We start from the raw sequence: 16,121 nt of genomic DNA on the forward strand, positions 1-16,121 counted from the left end.
GGCATAGGTTCGTCATAGAGAATGCGGTTCCTCACACTTCAAAACGGGATGGTTCGATCCTGAAAGGATAACTCATGAATAGGCGTCAACTTTTACAGGGCTTGGCTGCGTGGGCCACCGGTACACTGTTTACTCCGGCACTGGCCAATACGCGCTATGTGTGTCCAATGCATCCGCAAATTGTCCAAGATCACCCAGGTACCTGTCCCATCTGCGGCATGGATTTGGTGCAAAAGAAGCTTGAAACCACCCAAGAAACCCCGGTGATTTCCGGGCAATCAGGCGGGACGGACTCAGCGAAACAGGCCTTTTCGGTTCGGACTCAGCGAATCGAACGCACCCCCCTCTGGAAATACATCGAAACGTTTGGGCAGGTACAGGCGGATCAAACGCGTTTGCGACATGTCCATCCTTTGACGGAAGGGTGGATTTATGATCTTCAAATTCGTGCCGATGGGGATCGAGTGACGGCAGAGCAGCCGCTGTTCTGGATCTATTCCACCGAGCTATTGGCGGCGCAGCAGGATTATTTGTTGGCATTACAGCGTCAGTCATCTGGGCAGTCTGGTGCTCGGTCGGTGGTTCAGGCGGCCAAAAGCCGCCTGCGTCATTTGGGCATGGCTGAAAAAACCTTGCGCACGCTGACCCAAAAACGCGCCGTAATTCAACGTGTGCCCTATCTGGCGCCCCAATCCGGTGTCGTTCAAAAACTGAGGGTTCAAGAAGGCATGTATGTCAGCCCACAAGTCGAAATGTTTCAGATCGTGGACCTGTCTCAAGTGTGGGTGCAGGCACAAGTGTTGCCGTTGCACCAGGCCTGGTTAAAAAACGGTTTGACGGTGGAGGTTTCAACGGCGGCTTATCCAGGTCAGCACTGGGAAGGACGGATTGATTACATCGAACCCGAATTGGACCCTGTGACACAGGCAAAAAGCGCGCGGATCGTGCTGTCCAATGAACAGGAACAACTGGCACCCAACATGGCTGCAGACGTTGTTATTTATGGCGGTCCAAAGCGCAATGTTCTGGCGGTTCCGCTGGAAGCGGTGATTGATGATGGGCGCCAGGCGCGGGTGGTCACGCGACTGGAGTCCGGTGGATTTCAGGTGAAACCGGTTGACACTGGCATGCAGACGCAGGGCTGGGTGGAAATTCTCTCCGGTTTGAACGAGGGCGATGACGTGGTCGTTTCCGGTCAGTTCCTGATTGATTCGGAAAGTCGAATTCAGTCTAACCTGAACCGTATGAATGAGGTCAGTGAGGATGCTGAACAGGAGGCGATCACCCCCATGGATCATCAGAGTTCAGAGGGCGAAAACGGTCAGGAGGTGACGCATGATCACTAATATCATTCGCTGGAGTTTGCAGCAGCGAGGTCTGATTGTGTTGATGGCGCTGACACTCGGGGTGGCCGGTTGGTTTAGCTGGGAAAGAACGGCGGTGGATGCGATTCCAGACCTTTCGGATGTCCAGGTCATTGTCAAAACCAGCTATCCCGGTCAAAGCCCTCAGATCGTTGAAAATCAGGTGACCTATCCACTGTCCAGTCAGTTGATGGCGGTGCCTAAGGCCAAAACCGTCCGTGGGTATTCGTTTTACGGGGATTCGTACGTTTATGTACTGTTTGAAGAGGGCACGGATCTCTACTGGGCTCGAAGCCGGGTGCTTGAGTACTTGAACCAGGCCGCAGACGATTTGCCCGAGACGGCCAAACCTGCCCTCGGACCGGATGCCTCGGGCGTGGGCTGGGTTTATCAGTACGCGTTGGTGGATCGTTCCGGGGAGCACGACCTGGCCAGCTTGCGCAGTCTGCAGGATTGGTTTTTGAAATACGAATTGCAATCCGTACCGGGCGTGGCCGAGGTGGCGCCCGTTGGTGGAATGGTGCGTCAGTATCAGGTCATCGTTGATCCCAATGCCTTGCGGGCTTATGACTTGCCTCTCAATCAGGTCACGCAGGCATTGCGACAAGCGTCGATGGAGAAGGGCGCGTCGTTGATTGAGCAAGGGCAGGCTGAATACATGGTGGCGTTGAAAGGGTATGTGAATGAACGTTCAGACCTGGCCAAAGTGCCGGTCGGGCGCACCGCCAGCCAAACGCCTGTTCTGCTCAAGGACATTGCACGGATCGAGTTTGCCTCCGAGCCCCGTCGTGGGCTGGCTGAATTGAATGGCGAAGGCGAAGTGGTCGGGGGCATTGTTGTCATGCGTGCCGGTGCCAATGCCATGTCCGTCATTGAAGCGGTCAAGCAAAAACTGTCACGCCTCAAAGGCAGTCTGCCGCAAGGTGTTGAGGTTGTCGAAACCTATGACCGAACTGGACTAATCGGCCGGACGCTTGAGACGCTGACGGATAAACTTTGGCAGGAAATGTTGGTGGTGCTGGGCGTTTCTTTGCTGTTTTTATGGCATCTACGTTCAGCGCTGGTGGCGCTGGTCGCCCTGCCTTTGGGAATACTGGGGGCCTTTGCGGTTTTGTATCAAATGGGGGTCAGCGCCAATATTATGTCGCTGGGCGGTATCGCCATTGCCATTGGGACCATGGTGGATGCGGCCATCGTGATGATCGAAAACGCTCACAAGCATTTGCTGGCATTCCAAAAGCGACATGGTCGTCCGGCTGAAGGCGCTGAGCATTGGCGCTTGGTACAAACCGCGACCCAGCAAGTGGGGGCGCCGATCTTTGTTTCACTGTTAGTGATTGCGCTGAGTTTCCTGCCGGTGTTTGCTCTGCAGGAGCAGGCCGGGCGCCTGTTCAGTCCTCTGGCGCTGACCAAAACCTGGGCCATGGCGATGGCCGCCGGACTGGCCATTACGCTGGTGCCGGTTCTGATTGGTTATTTTATTCGTGGGCGCTTGCAGGACGAAGCGCATAACCCGCTCAATCGTGGATTAATCGCGCTTTACCAGCCTTTCTTACAGGTTTGTTTACGCTGGCCCAAAACCGTGCTGGTCATCACGGCAGTCCTGATGGTCACACTGCTTTATCCGTGGCAGAAAATGGGCACTGAATTTATGCCAAAACTGGAAGAGGGAGATTTGCTGTATATGCCCACAACCTTGCCGGGACTGTCGATCGGCGCTGCACGGGATTTGTTGCAGCAAACCGATCAGATGATTAATCAGTTTCCGGAAGTGGAAACGGTGTTTGGCAAAATCGGGCGCGCTGAGACGGCGACTGATCCTGCGCCGCTGACCATGATTGAAACCACGATTTCGCTTAAACCCAAGGATCAGTGGCGCGAAGGCATAACCTTGGAGGCGCTGATACAGGAATTGGATGCGGCGGTGGATGTGCCCGGTGTCAGTAACGCTTGGGTGCAGCCGATCAAGACACGCATCGACATGCTGTCGACGGGCATTAAAACGCCTGTGGGCATTAAAATTGCCGGTCCAGATTTGGCGACAATTCAGGACATTGGGACACAATTGGAATCGGTTTTGACCGATGTGGACGGTGTACGCTCGGTGTTTTCCGAACGTTCTCACGGCGGGCGCTATCTGGACGTGGTCCCTGATCGAGAGGCGGCGGCACGCTACGGTTTGACCATGGCGCAATTGAGTCGTTTGTTGGCCACGGCCGTTGGCGGTCAGACGGTGGCTGAAACGGTGGAGGGCCGTGAACGTTATGGTATGAGTGTGCGCTTCCCGCAAAGTTGGCGGGATTCGAAACAGGCCTTGGAAACACTGCCCATCATCACGCCCAGTGGCGCGCACATTCAACTGGGTATGGTGGCGGACATTCAGGTTCGCACCGGCCCGGCGATGATCAAGTCTGAAAATGCTCAGTTAACAGGCTGGACATTTGTTGACTTGTCTCCAGAGGTTGATTTGGCCGGCTTTGTGGCCCAGGCCCGGCAAACCGTGTCCGAATCTTTGACCTTGCCTCAAGGGTATAGTTTGACCTGGTCGGGTCAGTTTGAACAGTGGCAACAGGCGAAGGCTGACCTGCTTTGGATGATTCCACTGGTGACATTGATCATCTTTGTGTTGCTTTCACTGGTGTTCCAACGCCTGCGAGAAGCCTTCATGATTCTGTCGGTGATTCCGGTGGCGTTATTGGGCGCGGTCTGGTTTGTCTGGTGGCTTGATTATGATTTTTCTGTGGCCGTGGCTGTGGGCATGATTGCACTGGCAGGTGTGGCGGCGGAATTTGGCGTGGTCATGATGATCTACTTGAAAGAGGCGATCCGTCAGGCTCAAGCCGATGGTGAATTGGGCAGTCAAGCTCAATTAAGGGCCGCGATTATTCGAGGCGCAGTTCAGCGTGTGCGTCCAAAAGCGATGACCGTGAGCGTGATTGTGATCGGTCTGTCGCCGATTATGATCGGTGGCGGAGCGGGGTCGGAAGTCATGCAACGCATTGCGGCGCCAATGATTGGTGGCATGATTTCGGCACCACTGGTATCGATGGTGCTGCTGCCAGTGCTTTCCCTGTGGGCCTATCGGGCCTGGCCGCAGCAGGCGGGTGAGAGCCAACAAAAGGAGAGTTCGCATGAAAACATGGATTAAAACAACAGGGCTGATGGTTGTCACTTGGGTGACGATGCCTCTGGCCCTGGCCAATGCTTCCGACGAACAGACGCCCATGACGCTGGCACAGTGGCTTGACTGGGGCGTGCAATACAATGAGACGCTTTCTGCACAGCAGGCAACGGTGGATGCCATGCGTCATCGGTCTGTGGCCACCCAGTCTCAAATGGGGCCGCAAGTGGCACTGCGATCGGAACTCAGTTATCGGGTGATGGATAAAGCCGATTTTGGTCGAACTGCCAACCGGCTGGAACTGACCCAAGCTTTGTATCGACCGGATCTGAAAGCCCGGGAGCGCTTGGCTCAAGCGCAAACCGAAGAATTACAGGCGGTCCTCGCCCGGAAACAGCTTTCCGTACGTCAGCAGCTGGCCAATGCGGTTCTGGATCGCTTTGAGGTGCGGGTACGCAAAGGTTACCTGATCCGTGCCGGGGCGTTGCTGGCTGACATGGAACAGCAATTGGCGCAGCGTCAGTCATTGGGGCAGCAACGTCACAGTGACTGGGCGGGACTGCAAGCTCGACTGGCAGAAAACCAAGTGCGATTGGCAGAGAATCAACAAGCCGAAGCCGATGTGATTGCACGTCTTTCGTCTTTGCTCAGCGGCCTGTCAGCGCAACAGCGTTTGACTCTGCGACATGCAACGCTGGACTGGCAAACGTCTTTGAAGGTCATTTCAAGTCAGGTGCCCTCCGATTGGTCGGTTTCGGCGAGTGACCCAGATTGGTCGCAGTGGGTTCAGGCTCATCCTGACATGACAACATTACGCTGGCAGACCGATCAAACCAAAGCACAAGGGAATTTGGCACGTAGTTTAAGCGCCCCCAAAGTCGAAGCCTTTGGCGGTTGGGTTTATAATGAATCCGACGGTTACTTTTATGATGACATGCAAGGCGGACTGGGCGGCATTCGCGTGGAATGGCCCTTCTATCGGCATGGCGAGCAGGATGCCCGTCTGGCCAGTGCTCGTTCCGAGCAACAGGCATTGAACAGGCTGCGCCATCAGCGTCGTTCTGAACTGATGGCGCAAGCGGACCGTGCCTGGCACAACCTTCGGTCTCAACAAGCGGTGGTGAAGGCCTCGAATACTTTGTTGAAGGCCCGAAAAGACCGTGTGCAAGCGTTGTCGCAGGACCTTGAAACCGAACAGGGATCCATCCTGGCGTTGCTGACGGCACAGATTGATGAAGCCGCGGCACACCGTGACCGTCAACTGGCGCAGGCAAAACGCTTGCGTCAATGGGTGGCGCTGGCCAGTGCGCTGGGGCGATTTGACTTGATTCAGGGGGCTGAGAAAGCGCTCTGAAGCGCCTAACAATCAAGGGCAGGGTGTGAAATTTTTTAAACTGGTGCGTCTCAGTGGTGTTCATTTCTGGAAAGCCGATGGCATGGATCACGCCATGGTTTTGGCGTTTACCTCTCTTTTGGGGTTGGTGCCGGTTCTGGGATTGCTGTTGTCATTGTTTTCAGCGTCGACCTGGTTTGAGGATTTGAGTGAACGGTTGGTGACGGCACTGGTCCATTGGTTGACACCGTCGGCGATGCCGGTGGTGGAAACTTACCTGAATACGTTTTCTGAAAAAGCCACCAGCCTGACCGGCATCAGCGCCTGGCTGATGGCGTTGACCAGTTTGCTTTTGCTTGCAAAAATTGATCAGAAAATCAATCATTTCTGGACGCACAAGCATCCCCGGCGCTGGTGGGTCAGTCTGTTGCATTATTTCGGTGTCAGTGTCGCCGGGCCGCTGGTATTGGCGCTGGCGCTGACCTTGCAGTCGTGGCTGGTGGCCTCGGGGCTGGCTAAGCTGTCGCCGATTCTGGCGCAATGGTTGCCTGCCAGCCTCTATCTGCTGGGACTTATGCTGCTTTATCGTTACGTTCCGGTGATGAAAGTCACTTGGAAAGAAGCTTTTTATGGCGCTCTGTTGGTGGCTGTGCTACTGGAAGGGCTGCAATACGGGTTTGGGGTGTATGTTTCTGTGTTTGGGACTTACAACCTGATTTACGGCGCGTTTGCAGCGGTGCCGTTTTTTCTGTTGTGGCTCTATGGGTTGTGGCTGGTCATTTTATTCGGGGCGGTCTGGGTGCGCACTCTGGGCCGGTTACGGCGTCGGCGTGAAGAACGGGTCGAACGGTGAGGTTCAGGTGTTCAGTGCGTCCAGAATCAGGGCGGTGGCCCGATCAAAATTCAGTTGACCTTCCAAAACCCAGCAACGCAAATCGCCCAGGGCATTCAGGTAGCTTTGCGCATCCGGCTGAGTGCCGTTTTTGAGAAAATGGCCGGCCTTGTGTGACGCCGCAATGTTGGCAAAAAAAGGCCCGGGACTTTTGCTCAACGCCGGGAGCAGTTCAGGCGACTGAGCCAAGGTGGTGATGCGCAGGCGCGTGGGCTCGGCCGCATCCACCGACCAGTTGAGCACAATCAGGGCATGCAACGGTGTCTCCATGCGAATGAAGTCCGGCCCGTAAAAGCGTTCAATCTCGACGTCGTATTTCTGTTCCAGGCTTCGCAGCGCCTCGCCGGGGAGCTTGGCCAGCTCTGCCTGCGCTGTGTCTGAAAGCAGTGGTTTCAGCCGAGGGTTGTGCATAAGCGTGCCCGGGTTGACGCGAGGCCACTTGGGAATCCCGCGCATGCAAAATTCACCAGGCCTGGTGTCGGGGCGAATCAGCAGCCGATCATTGGAGACAAACGCCTGCCCCTGTTCCAGTAAATGCAGCATCAGAGTGGATTTTCCGCCGCCGGACAGCCCAGCGATGGCGAGTCCTTGATTCTGAATCTGCAGGGCGGCGCAATGCCCCAGCTGCCAGCCTTGGTTTAGGCAATGATTGAGGTATTGGGTTAAGGCAAAATTGATGATTTGGTTGGGGTGCTTTGTTACAGGTCCCAGCGCAGAGGGCTGGTCTGCGTTTTGCCAGAAAAGCATGCCGGTTTTGACTTTGTAAACCCAGCGCTCGTCCGGGGCCGGGTCAAAAATGGTGTCCTTGCGTCCGGTTTTTCCCGGTTCCCGCTGCCAGTCTTCCCATTGTTCCCCCATGCCCAGTGTGTCGGCTCCGTCCAGGGCGACAAGGCTCAATGTCGGTGGCTTATTCGATGGGGCCTCAGTCAGGCAGGGGGCAAAATAATCGCTCAGGATGCGGGCCAAGGCCGGTTGATCGGTGCAAATCCGTAACCGGGCGTCTGGCAATGTCAGTGTCAGACAGTGTGTGGCGGTTTGTGCGCCTGAACGCAGCCGGGTGCGCAAGGTGTCGAGCGTCTCGTTGGCGGTGGTCATGCGCGTAACGTGTCCAGCACAAACTGAGTGTAGCGCTGGGCAATGTCCAGTTGCAGGCCTTCCTGTGCGCCTTTGAAGCCGCCGAAGGCAGACACTTCAAAACAGACCGGCCCGTCTTCGGTTTCGGCCATGTCAACGGTGGTGTAGCTCAAGTCAAATTGCGCCTGGGCCTGGCGGGCAATGGCAATGGTGTCATCACAAGGACTGGCCGGTGCGTATTTGCCACCGGCATAAATGGTGGTGTTCCAGCTTTTGTCTCCGCTGATGCGGGCGTAGGCCCCCAGATATTCGCCGCCCAGAAACACCAGCCCCATGTCCTGACCGGGCAGATTTAATTTTTTCTGCAGGTAGAAAAATCCCTGTTTGTCATAGTAGGCCTGCAGTTGCTGTCTGAGCTTTTTGCTGCCGTCTTTGGCCTTGAGCACTTCCATTCCACGCGCTTTGGTGGAAAACAGGGGCTTGAGGATGGCTTCATCATAGTCTTCAACGGCCGTCAGCGCGGCGTCCAGATTTTCCGTGATCAGCGTGGGCGGCATGGGGACGTCCGCGCGAGTCAGTGAGATGGTGCAGCTCATGCGATCCACCAGACGGATGATTTCACTGGGCTTGGAGAAAACCTGAACCCCGCATTTTTCCACAAAGCGTAGGATCTCCAATCGATCAATCACGGTGGGGCTGTAGGTCTGAGATATTTTTTTGACCACAATCGCGTCCAGATCACACAGGCAGTGGTCTTGATAGGTCACGCGATTGCGCCCAAGGTCTGCGATGACTTGCTCGATGTCGATGACCAGTCGAAAGCCGGTCTGAGCTTCGATGGCATCGGCCAATACTTCGGTGGACCATTTTCCGGGAATGCCGACAACGCCGATTTTCAAGGAAGTTTCAGTCATGGTAGATCTCTCTGGGTACTCGGTAAGTGTGCAATTGTTCCGGGGGTAATTTCAACAGGGATTCCAGCAGGAAGCGCGCACGGAATTGCATGGCTTTGGCATGACTGCTGTCAAGGACGAACCGGGTCGAGGTCAGAAACGACCGGCTCAATCCCAATGCCAGGCGAAGTTCATAGTCCGTATCACCGATGGTTTCCGCCCAGTTACGCCCGTAATCGTATATGGCGTGCATGGTCTGTGCAATCAGTTTCCGGTCCTGGGGGCCAAAGCGGTTCAACCGATAGCAGGAGACCATCAGCACCGACAGATCCTGGACATAATCCTGATAATCCGAGCGGTGCAAATCAATGAAATTGATTTCCTTGGACAAGGGATCATACAGGATGTTGTCCAGATTGAAATCGCCATGGATATAGACCGCCGCAGGCGTGCTTAGGGTCGCTTCAAATGCCTCCGCCTGTTCAATTAAGGTTTTCAGGTCGGCGTTTTTGAGGCCGTTGATGTTGACGCTTTGAGATTCCAGTTCGGGATGGACCTGATAAACGTCTTTGAGTCGTTTTTTTAGTTGGCGCATGAAGTGCGCCGGATGAACCGTTTCAATCCGGGTTTCCTGCCAGATGTTTTCCAGGGTCTCGAACAGGGCGGCCAGCGCTTCGCGCAGGGCTTTTCGTTCCCGTTCAAGCAACAGTTTTTCCAACGTGTCCCCTGTGAGGTATTCAAACAACAAGGCGGCTTTGTTTCCACTGTTGTGGTACGAATACACTTTGGGGGCGATGCCGGGATAAATTTCATGCCAGCTTTCGATGCCGGTTTTTTCTTCTTTGAGCTTGGTTTTGTCACCGGCTTTGAACACGGCCAGCATTTCGCCTTCGGATTCTTCGGCCGACATGACGCCGGAAATGGTACAGCCGGATTTGGTTTCGCCCATGGCCCGGATGGTCAGCGCTTCTTCCAGTGGATCAAGCGACAGGGCAGAAAGCGTGGCTTCTAGAGAGTGGTAACGTTCGATCTGAATCATCTGGCCTAGATTGGCGGAGATGATGCCTTCGCCAATGCGAAGCAGTGCTTCGCCCAAACGGTTCAGGTCGCGTACGATGAAACTGGCGTTAAGCAGGGCGTCGGTCTGTTGGCCTTTGCGCAGGCGGTTCTGGTATTTTTTCAGTTGTGCCTGACAGACCTGGTCGATGCGTACCTGCAAACGGCAGATGTCAATGGCCAGCGTGGAAGCCTCCGCTTCAATCGCGGGTTCGATCAACTCCAGTCCGTTGGTCAGGTGTTTGAAGGTCGCACGCACGCGTTTTTTGGTCAGCAGGCGAAACGCGGTTTTGGGGGCGTTGCGTGCCTGAAACACAATTTCCTGCAATTGACGGGACAGGGTTTTCAGACTGTGATTGATGTGGTCGTAGCTTTGCAACGTGACCGGGTCTACCTCGGCGGTCTGATCCGCAAGGCGGGTGTGTTCGCTGATGCGTCGCAGCAGGTTGAGGTGGTGGTTGTCGATGTAATCCACCCGGCTCAAACTCTGTTCGGCCCGAGCCAGATCGCCCGATTCCAGAAACGACTCAACCTGGTAAAGTTGTTTCTGCAGTTCCAGGGTCAGGAAACGCAGCGGTTCATAAAGGGCGGCGGGCTGTTGCATGCAAGGGTCTTAGGATTTTTTCTTTTTGGCTTTTTTGGGGTCAATGAACAAAGGCGTTTCTTCAAAGTCATCACTTTGATCCGATGACCACTGAATTTTGATGTTCAGGCTTTGTGCGTTTTTGCTCTGGTCGGCCTTGATCTTGAGATTGGCGAGTTTCTCCGGCTTGAGCGTAATGGTGTCTTCTTCATCCGACACCTCAATCGCGCCTTTTTTGAACCCCTGTATGACCGCTTTCAGGTAACAGACAATGGCGTCTTTGTCCTGAAGTGACTCGTGTTCAAACCGTTTGTTCTTTTTGCCCATGCGACCCTCCTGCATCATCCGATGAGAGATGATTGGGGTGGAATTGTTTCACCGCCGGGTAATCAGCGCTCAATCCCTGAACCCGTCCATCTGAATGGAAAATTGTAACAGCTTCCCCCGGTGTTTGACGCTGCTTTTTGCGTCGGCAGTTGGCATTGAGTTGGGTGTCGCATTCGAAGTTGAGCAGGCCTTCACGCACAAACAGCTGTTGTCCGTTGGGGTGACTGCGATGACCGTTGACCATGGCATAAATGCGGCGTTCTTTCAGCAGACGAACCCCTCTGGGTGTGAGCGGGTAGTCTCCGGCGCGGTATTTGGTGCGGAAGGTATTGCCCAGTGCACTGTAATAAAGCTGAAAAATGCGGCCTTCCTGCAGTTGTTGGCGAAAGTGCTGGTTGATTTGATCCGGGCTCTGAACCTGAAGGCGCATGGCCATCTGATCGTCCAGTCCGGCGTGGCTGAAGCAGTAGCTGCCGCTGATATGCAGCAAATCGAGTGATTGAAAAAACCAACCGAAGGCGCCTTCGGGATTCAAAAGACAGTCTTTGGCCCATAGGGTGGCCTGATAGAGTTCACGCAACCCCAGTCCGGCTTCGGCGCAGGCCTGGAAAAAATCGGTCTGCTTTTGCTTGATGCGTTTGATTTCCTTGTCGATTTTGCTCTTAGGCATAAATCCCTGCGCCCAGGCTGGAAAGAACTCAAACCACTCCGGAGGCGGCAACAGGGCACGACGGATGTCGGCTTCGGTCATGGGCGGCATAGTGTCAGTCAGGTGTTTGCGTCCATAGGCATGAATTTCAGCAAACAACGGCACGGTTTTTCGCCCCATGCGGATGAAAAAGTGTGCCTGACGCCAATCATTCATTACATCCAACGCCCGTAGCCCGGCGTAGATGCGCATGTCATGGTTGCCCGCCAGCAGAATCACATCAGCGTGTTGTCGGTAGAGTTCGCCGATCAGCGACAAAAGAGCCAGATTGCTTGGGCCTTTGTCGAAACAGTCCCCGCCGATGATGATCTGGCTGCGTTGTCCTGCGGCCGTTAACCGAAGGTGGTTGAGTGCGCTGTCGCGTGTGATCAGGCCACTTAACTTGAGCGAGCGCAGAAACGCATCGGCATCCGCGTGCAGGTCGCAGAAAAAGTAAGTGTCCTGCTCAGGGCTCATCCACTGGTCACCGCTGATGCCCCAGTGCGGTCCCGGCGAGGCCTCAAGCGCCTGTATCCACTGATGACACGGGCGTGAGGGCTCGGCCAGGGTGGGCTGCCAGGTTTCGGTTTGCAATGCGTTGGCAAAAGACATGGTAACTCCTCGGGTTAATCCGGTGTGTGTAGGGGGTCCGTCTGGTGTCGGTGTTTCCAGTGACCGCTGAGTTGAACCCATTGTGGGCTTTGATCGGGTTGATAACGAAACAGCAACGGTCGGGCATGATAGAGCGAACACTGATGAACGGTTTCAAAGCGGAGAACGCCCATCAGATAAGCCGCGTGTCGAAAGCTCGCACCATGACCGATGACCACTTTGAGCGTATTGGTTTGAAGGGTGTCTGCCAGAGGCTGACACACCTTTTCCAGGGTGGTTTTGACCCGGTGACCGGCTTCAATCAACGATTCGGCGCCTTCAAATGGGAGTCGGTAGTGACTGTCGGCTTTCCAGCCCGGAGGCGGCACTGTATGGCGAGGGTCTGCCGACAGGGCCTGTTCGATCTGCTTAACGGTCAGGTTGGCTGCGGCCCCCACCGAGCGTTCGTGCAGGTGAGGCACGCTCACAGGATGGAAAGCCCGGTCGGTGGCATGACCTGTCACCGGAAAGGGAGCTTGATGTTCGTTCAGCCAGGCGGCCATCACTTGAGCGGTTTGCCAGGCCCGAAGACTGGTGGAGCACACGATGGCGGGATCCAGCACAAAGCCTTTTTCCAGCGCCCAGTGCATCAGCGTTTCTGCCCCAGCACGTGCCTGTGTTTCACCTTGCTCGGTCAGTCCCCAGGGTTGAAGCGCACTGGGGGTATCCGGCCATTGGTGGTAATCGCTGTGGCGTAAAAACGCCATGACCAAAGAATTCATTCTGACCAAGATAACGGGTCAAGATGACAGCTGGATGTGGTTTGAATGACAGTTTTTTGAACGCGGCGCGCCCGGCGCCATGGGAATGGCAAAACCAACCAGGCCTGGTTGGTTTTGCATGTAGGAGGCAGGGCTAGGAGCCTGTCGGGCTAGAGGTTAAAGTCGTTGAAATCGTCCTGTTCGACTTTTGAATCGACCTGACCGACCAGGTAAGAACTGATTTCAGCTTCTTGCGGGGCCACTTGAACGTTGTCTGAGACCAGCCAGTTGTTCATCCAGGGCAGCGGGTTGCTCTTCTGTTCAAAAATGGGCTCGTATTTGACAGCTTTCAGGCGAATGTTGGTGATGTACTCAACATAATCCTTGAGGATGCTGGCATTCAGACCAATCATGGAACCGTCCCGGAACAGGTAGTCGGCCCATTGTTTTTCCTGTTCCGCGGCTTCACGGAAAATCTGCTCGACCTTGTCGCGGTTTTCCTGCGCGATGGTCATCATTTCCGGGTCGTCTTTGCCTTCAGCCATCAGATTGATGATGTGCTGGGTGCCTGACAGGTGCAGTGCTTCATCCCGGGCGATCAGTTTGATCACTTTGGCGTTGCCTTCCATCAGTGAGCGTTCGGCAAAGGCAAAGCTGCAGGCAAAGGAAACATAGAAGCGAATGGCTTCCAGAACATTGACCGAAACGATGGTCAAAAACAGCGCGGTTTTGACTTCTTTGCGGAAGTCGGCATCCTGAGCCAGGTCGATTTCCTCGGCATACATGCGATTGGTTAGATGAATCAGTTTGTCATAGTGCTCGGTGACCGAAATGGCACGCTTGACGATTTCGTCATTGGTGACGATGTCATCAAAAACAATGCCCGGATCCGACACAATGTTGCGGATGATGTGGGTGTAAGAGCGACTGTGGATGGTCTCGGAGAATGACCAGGTTTCAATCCAGGTCTCCAGTTCTGGAATGGAGACCAGAGGCAACAGGGCCACATTGGGAGAGCGACCTTGCACCGAGTCCAGCAGGGTCTGGTATTTGAGGTTGGAGATGAAAATGTGTTTCTCATGCTCGGGCAGGTTGGCGTATTCGCCACGGTCGTTCGACAGGTCAACCTCTTCCGGCCGCCAGAAAAAACTGAGCTGTTTTTCGATCAGTTTTTCGAAAATGGGGTGTTTTTGTTGGTCGTAGCGCGCCACATTCACATTCTGGCCAAAGAACATCGGCTCTTTCAGCGCATTGTTCGAAGACCGGCAAAATGTCGAATACGAATGTTTTTCCTGACAGCTCATGAATCGGTTCCCCATACATTTTTTCTAAAAAGCGCCTTTAACCCCAATATGTAGCGGTTTTGTTTTTTTTAACCACTACGGGTGCCAAGTGGCTTGGTGAGTGATCTTAACAAATTCGTTACCCACTGAAAAGATTTATAATGAAAATGTATATCATTCGTGCATCTTCGCTTCCAGTGTTTCCCATTGCTCAAAGGCAGCCTCGAGTTCGTCTTCGCAGCGCTGCATGTGGGCCAGCGTTTCCTGATAATCCGATGTCTGGTAGAAATCCGGGTCGCTCACTCGTTGGTTGAGGTCTTCCAGCTCCTGCTCCAGCGCTTCGATCTCTTCGGGCAGGGCGTCGTAAGCACGCTGGTCCTTGTAGCTGAGCTTTTTGGGCTTGCTCGCAGCGGTTGGGTTGCTCTGCGCAGGGGCGGGGCCATTGGATTCATGGGATTCTGGCTGGGTCGCTGTACGACTGGCGTTGTGTCCTGGCATTTTCTGCTCGGCGAAGTTGTCCCAACTGACCCAGTCAGGACGCTGGCGCAGCCAGTCGTCATAGCCGCCCACGTATTCGTGTACCTGTCCCGGAGCATCAAAAACAATGGAGCTGGTGACCACGCTGTTGAGAAAAGCCCGGTCGTGGCTGACCAGAATCACAGTGCCCTGATAGTTCAGCAGTAATTCTTCCAGCAGCTCCAGTGTTTCGATGTCGAGGTCGTTGGTGGGCTCATCCAGTACCAGCAGGTTGGCGGGTTTGGCGAAAATACGCGCCAGCAGCAAACGGTTGCGCTCCCCACCGGACAGGGCCTTAACCGGCTGACGGGCGCGCTCGGGGGTAAACAGAAAATCCTGCAGATAGCCCATCACATGTTTGCGCTGGCCGTTGATTTCCACATGGTCGGAGGTGTCGGTGATGCTGTCGACCACTTTTTGTTCGGGGTCGAGTTGCGCCCGGTGCTGGTCGAAATAGGCCACCTGCAAGTGGGTGCCCAGTTTGACCTGGCCTTGCTTTGGCTGAATTTCACCCAGCAGCAGTTTCAGCAGGGTGGATTTGCCGCAACCATTGGGGCCAATCAGCCCCACCTTGTCGCCACGCAGAATCAGGGTCGAAAAGTCCTCGACCACGTTTAGGGTCGGCCAGGCAAAAGACAGGTGTTTGACCTCGATGACTTGTTTGCCCGTGTTCTGGCTCTGATTGGTCTGAAGGCTGGCTTTGCCCACATGCTGACGACGGGCCTTGTGTTCGGCCCTCAGTTTTTCCAGTGCGCGAACGCGCCCTTCGTTACGGGTGCGGCGGGCTTTGATGCCTTGGCGTATCCAGGCTTCTTCCTGTGCCAGCTTTTTGTCAAATTCGGCCGCCGCTTTGGCTTCGGCGTCCAGCTTTTCGGCTTTGCGTTTGAGGTAGGTCTGATAGTCGCATTCCCAACTACTCAAGTGCCCACGATCCAGCTCGACAATGCGCGTGGCCAGTGCCTGAAGAAACGCCCGATCATGGGTGATAAACACCAAGGTGCAATTGAGGGATTTCAAGAAGGGTTCCAGCCAGTCGATGGCAGCAATGTCGAGGTGGTTGGTGGGTTCGTCCAGCAACAGAATGTCGGGCGAACGGATCAGTGCCCGCGCCAGAAGCACGCGGCGCTTCATGCCGCCGGACAGGTCGGAAAATTCGGCGTCGGCGGGCAGCGCGAGCTTGGAAATCAGGGTGTCGACGTTCTGTTGCAAGGACCAGCCGTCATTGGCATCCAGCTGCTGCTGCACCTGGGTGAATCGCTCAAACAGCTTGGGGTCATCGTCGATGGCCATCCGTTGTGTCAGTTGGGTAAATTCCTCCAGCAGTGCGCCGGTCTGTCCCAGCCCTTCGGCGATCACGTGAAAGACCGAACCGGTTAGATCATTGGGCACTTCCTGTTGCAGTTTGGTGATGCGCAAACCGTCCTGCAGCACACGACTGCCACGGTCGGGTTCAAGCGTGCCTTCGATGATTTTGAGCAGCGTTGACTTGCCCTGACCGTTGCGACCGACCAGGCAGACGTGTTCGTTGCGCTCAATGGTTAAGTGTGCCTTGTCCAGAATGCACTGGGTGCCAAAGCTCAAGTCAATGTCGCGTAGATGAAGCAGTGCCATAACCGTTTGTTCCTAAAAGTCTAAGGGT

12 protein-coding genes are annotated in these 16,121 nt (G+C 54.9%); 4 read left to right on the forward strand and 8 right to left on the reverse strand.

From position 1 onward, the window contains the following. The first annotated feature begins 74 nt into the window (after positions 1–74). Genes AVO41_RS04510 through AVO41_RS04525 form a run of 4 tightly spaced genes read left to right on the forward strand, consistent with a single transcriptional unit; the run spans position 75 to position 6,671 of the window. Positions 75–1,346 carry an efflux RND transporter periplasmic adaptor subunit gene (locus AVO41_RS04510; protein ID WP_235584669.1) on the forward strand — a complete coding sequence of 424 codons (1,272 nt, stop codon included), beginning with the start codon at positions 75–77 and terminating at the stop codon, positions 1,344–1,346. Next, positions 1,336–4,512: an efflux RND transporter permease subunit gene (locus AVO41_RS04515; RefSeq protein ID WP_068583409.1), complete on the forward strand. Its 3,177-nt coding sequence runs from the start codon at positions 1,336–1,338 to the stop codon at positions 4,510–4,512. Before AVO41_RS04510 ends, AVO41_RS04515 begins: the two co-directional genes overlap by 11 nt. Continuing rightward, positions 4,496–5,839: a TolC family protein gene (locus AVO41_RS04520; RefSeq protein ID WP_068583412.1), complete on the forward strand. Its 1,344-nt coding sequence runs from the start codon at positions 4,496–4,498 to the stop codon at positions 5,837–5,839. The genes AVO41_RS04515 and AVO41_RS04520 overlap by 17 nt, the downstream gene beginning before the upstream one ends. Positions 5,840–5,864: 25 nt before the next feature. Continuing rightward, on the forward strand, positions 5,865–6,671 hold the full coding sequence (locus tag AVO41_RS04525; RefSeq protein WP_068583415.1) for a YhjD/YihY/BrkB family envelope integrity protein: 807 nt from the start codon (positions 5,865–5,867) through the stop codon (positions 6,669–6,671). A gap of 3 nt (positions 6,672–6,674) precedes the next feature. Here AVO41_RS04525 and AVO41_RS04530 read toward each other — a convergent pair whose 3' ends face one another. From AVO41_RS04530 to AVO41_RS04565, 8 genes are all read right to left on the reverse strand, one after another. Continuing rightward, positions 6,675–7,805: an HprK-related kinase B gene (locus AVO41_RS04530; RefSeq protein ID WP_068583418.1), complete on the reverse strand. Its 1,131-nt coding sequence runs from the start codon at positions 7,803–7,805 to the stop codon at positions 6,675–6,677. After that, entirely contained in the window at positions 7,802–8,698 is an 897-nt protein-coding gene (locus AVO41_RS04535; protein ID WP_068583420.1) for a GAK system ATP-grasp enzyme, read from the reverse strand. The genes AVO41_RS04530 and AVO41_RS04535 overlap by 4 nt, the downstream gene beginning before the upstream one ends. Next, positions 8,691–10,337 carry an aminoglycoside phosphotransferase family protein gene (locus AVO41_RS04540; protein WP_068583424.1) on the reverse strand — a complete coding sequence of 549 codons (1,647 nt, stop codon included), beginning with the start codon at positions 10,335–10,337 and terminating at the stop codon, positions 8,691–8,693. The genes AVO41_RS04535 and AVO41_RS04540 overlap by 8 nt, the downstream gene beginning before the upstream one ends. 9 nt (positions 10,338–10,346) lie before the next feature. Next, positions 10,347–10,643 (reverse strand): amphi-Trp domain-containing protein, encoded by a 297-nt coding sequence (locus tag AVO41_RS04545; protein ID WP_068583426.1) that lies wholly within the window; start codon positions 10,641–10,643, stop codon positions 10,347–10,349. Beyond that, positions 10,618–11,943 carry a metallophosphoesterase gene (locus AVO41_RS04550; RefSeq protein WP_068583429.1) on the reverse strand — a complete coding sequence of 442 codons (1,326 nt, stop codon included), beginning with the start codon at positions 11,941–11,943 and terminating at the stop codon, positions 10,618–10,620. Before AVO41_RS04550 ends, AVO41_RS04545 begins: the two co-directional genes overlap by 26 nt. Before the next feature lie 14 nt (positions 11,944–11,957). Further along, on the reverse strand, positions 11,958–12,689 hold the full coding sequence (locus AVO41_RS04555; protein WP_068583432.1) for a histidine phosphatase family protein: 732 nt from the start codon (positions 12,687–12,689) through the stop codon (positions 11,958–11,960). A 164-nt stretch (positions 12,690–12,853) separates the two neighbouring features. After that, on the reverse strand, positions 12,854–13,987 hold the full coding sequence (gene nrdB, locus AVO41_RS04560) for a class Ia ribonucleoside-diphosphate reductase subunit beta (RefSeq protein WP_068583435.1): 1,134 nt from the start codon (positions 13,985–13,987) through the stop codon (positions 12,854–12,856). Between the two features lie 153 nt (positions 13,988–14,140). After that, positions 14,141–16,093 carry an ATP-binding cassette domain-containing protein gene (locus tag AVO41_RS04565; RefSeq protein ID WP_068583438.1) on the reverse strand — a complete coding sequence of 651 codons (1,953 nt, stop codon included), beginning with the start codon at positions 16,091–16,093 and terminating at the stop codon, positions 14,141–14,143. Positions 16,094–16,121: the final 28 nt, after the last annotated feature.

Origin of the sequence: Thiomicrospira sp. WB1 (assembly GCF_001507535.1) — a bacterium.
Lineage (GTDB): Bacteria > Pseudomonadota > Gammaproteobacteria > Thiomicrospirales > Thiomicrospiraceae > Hydrogenovibrio.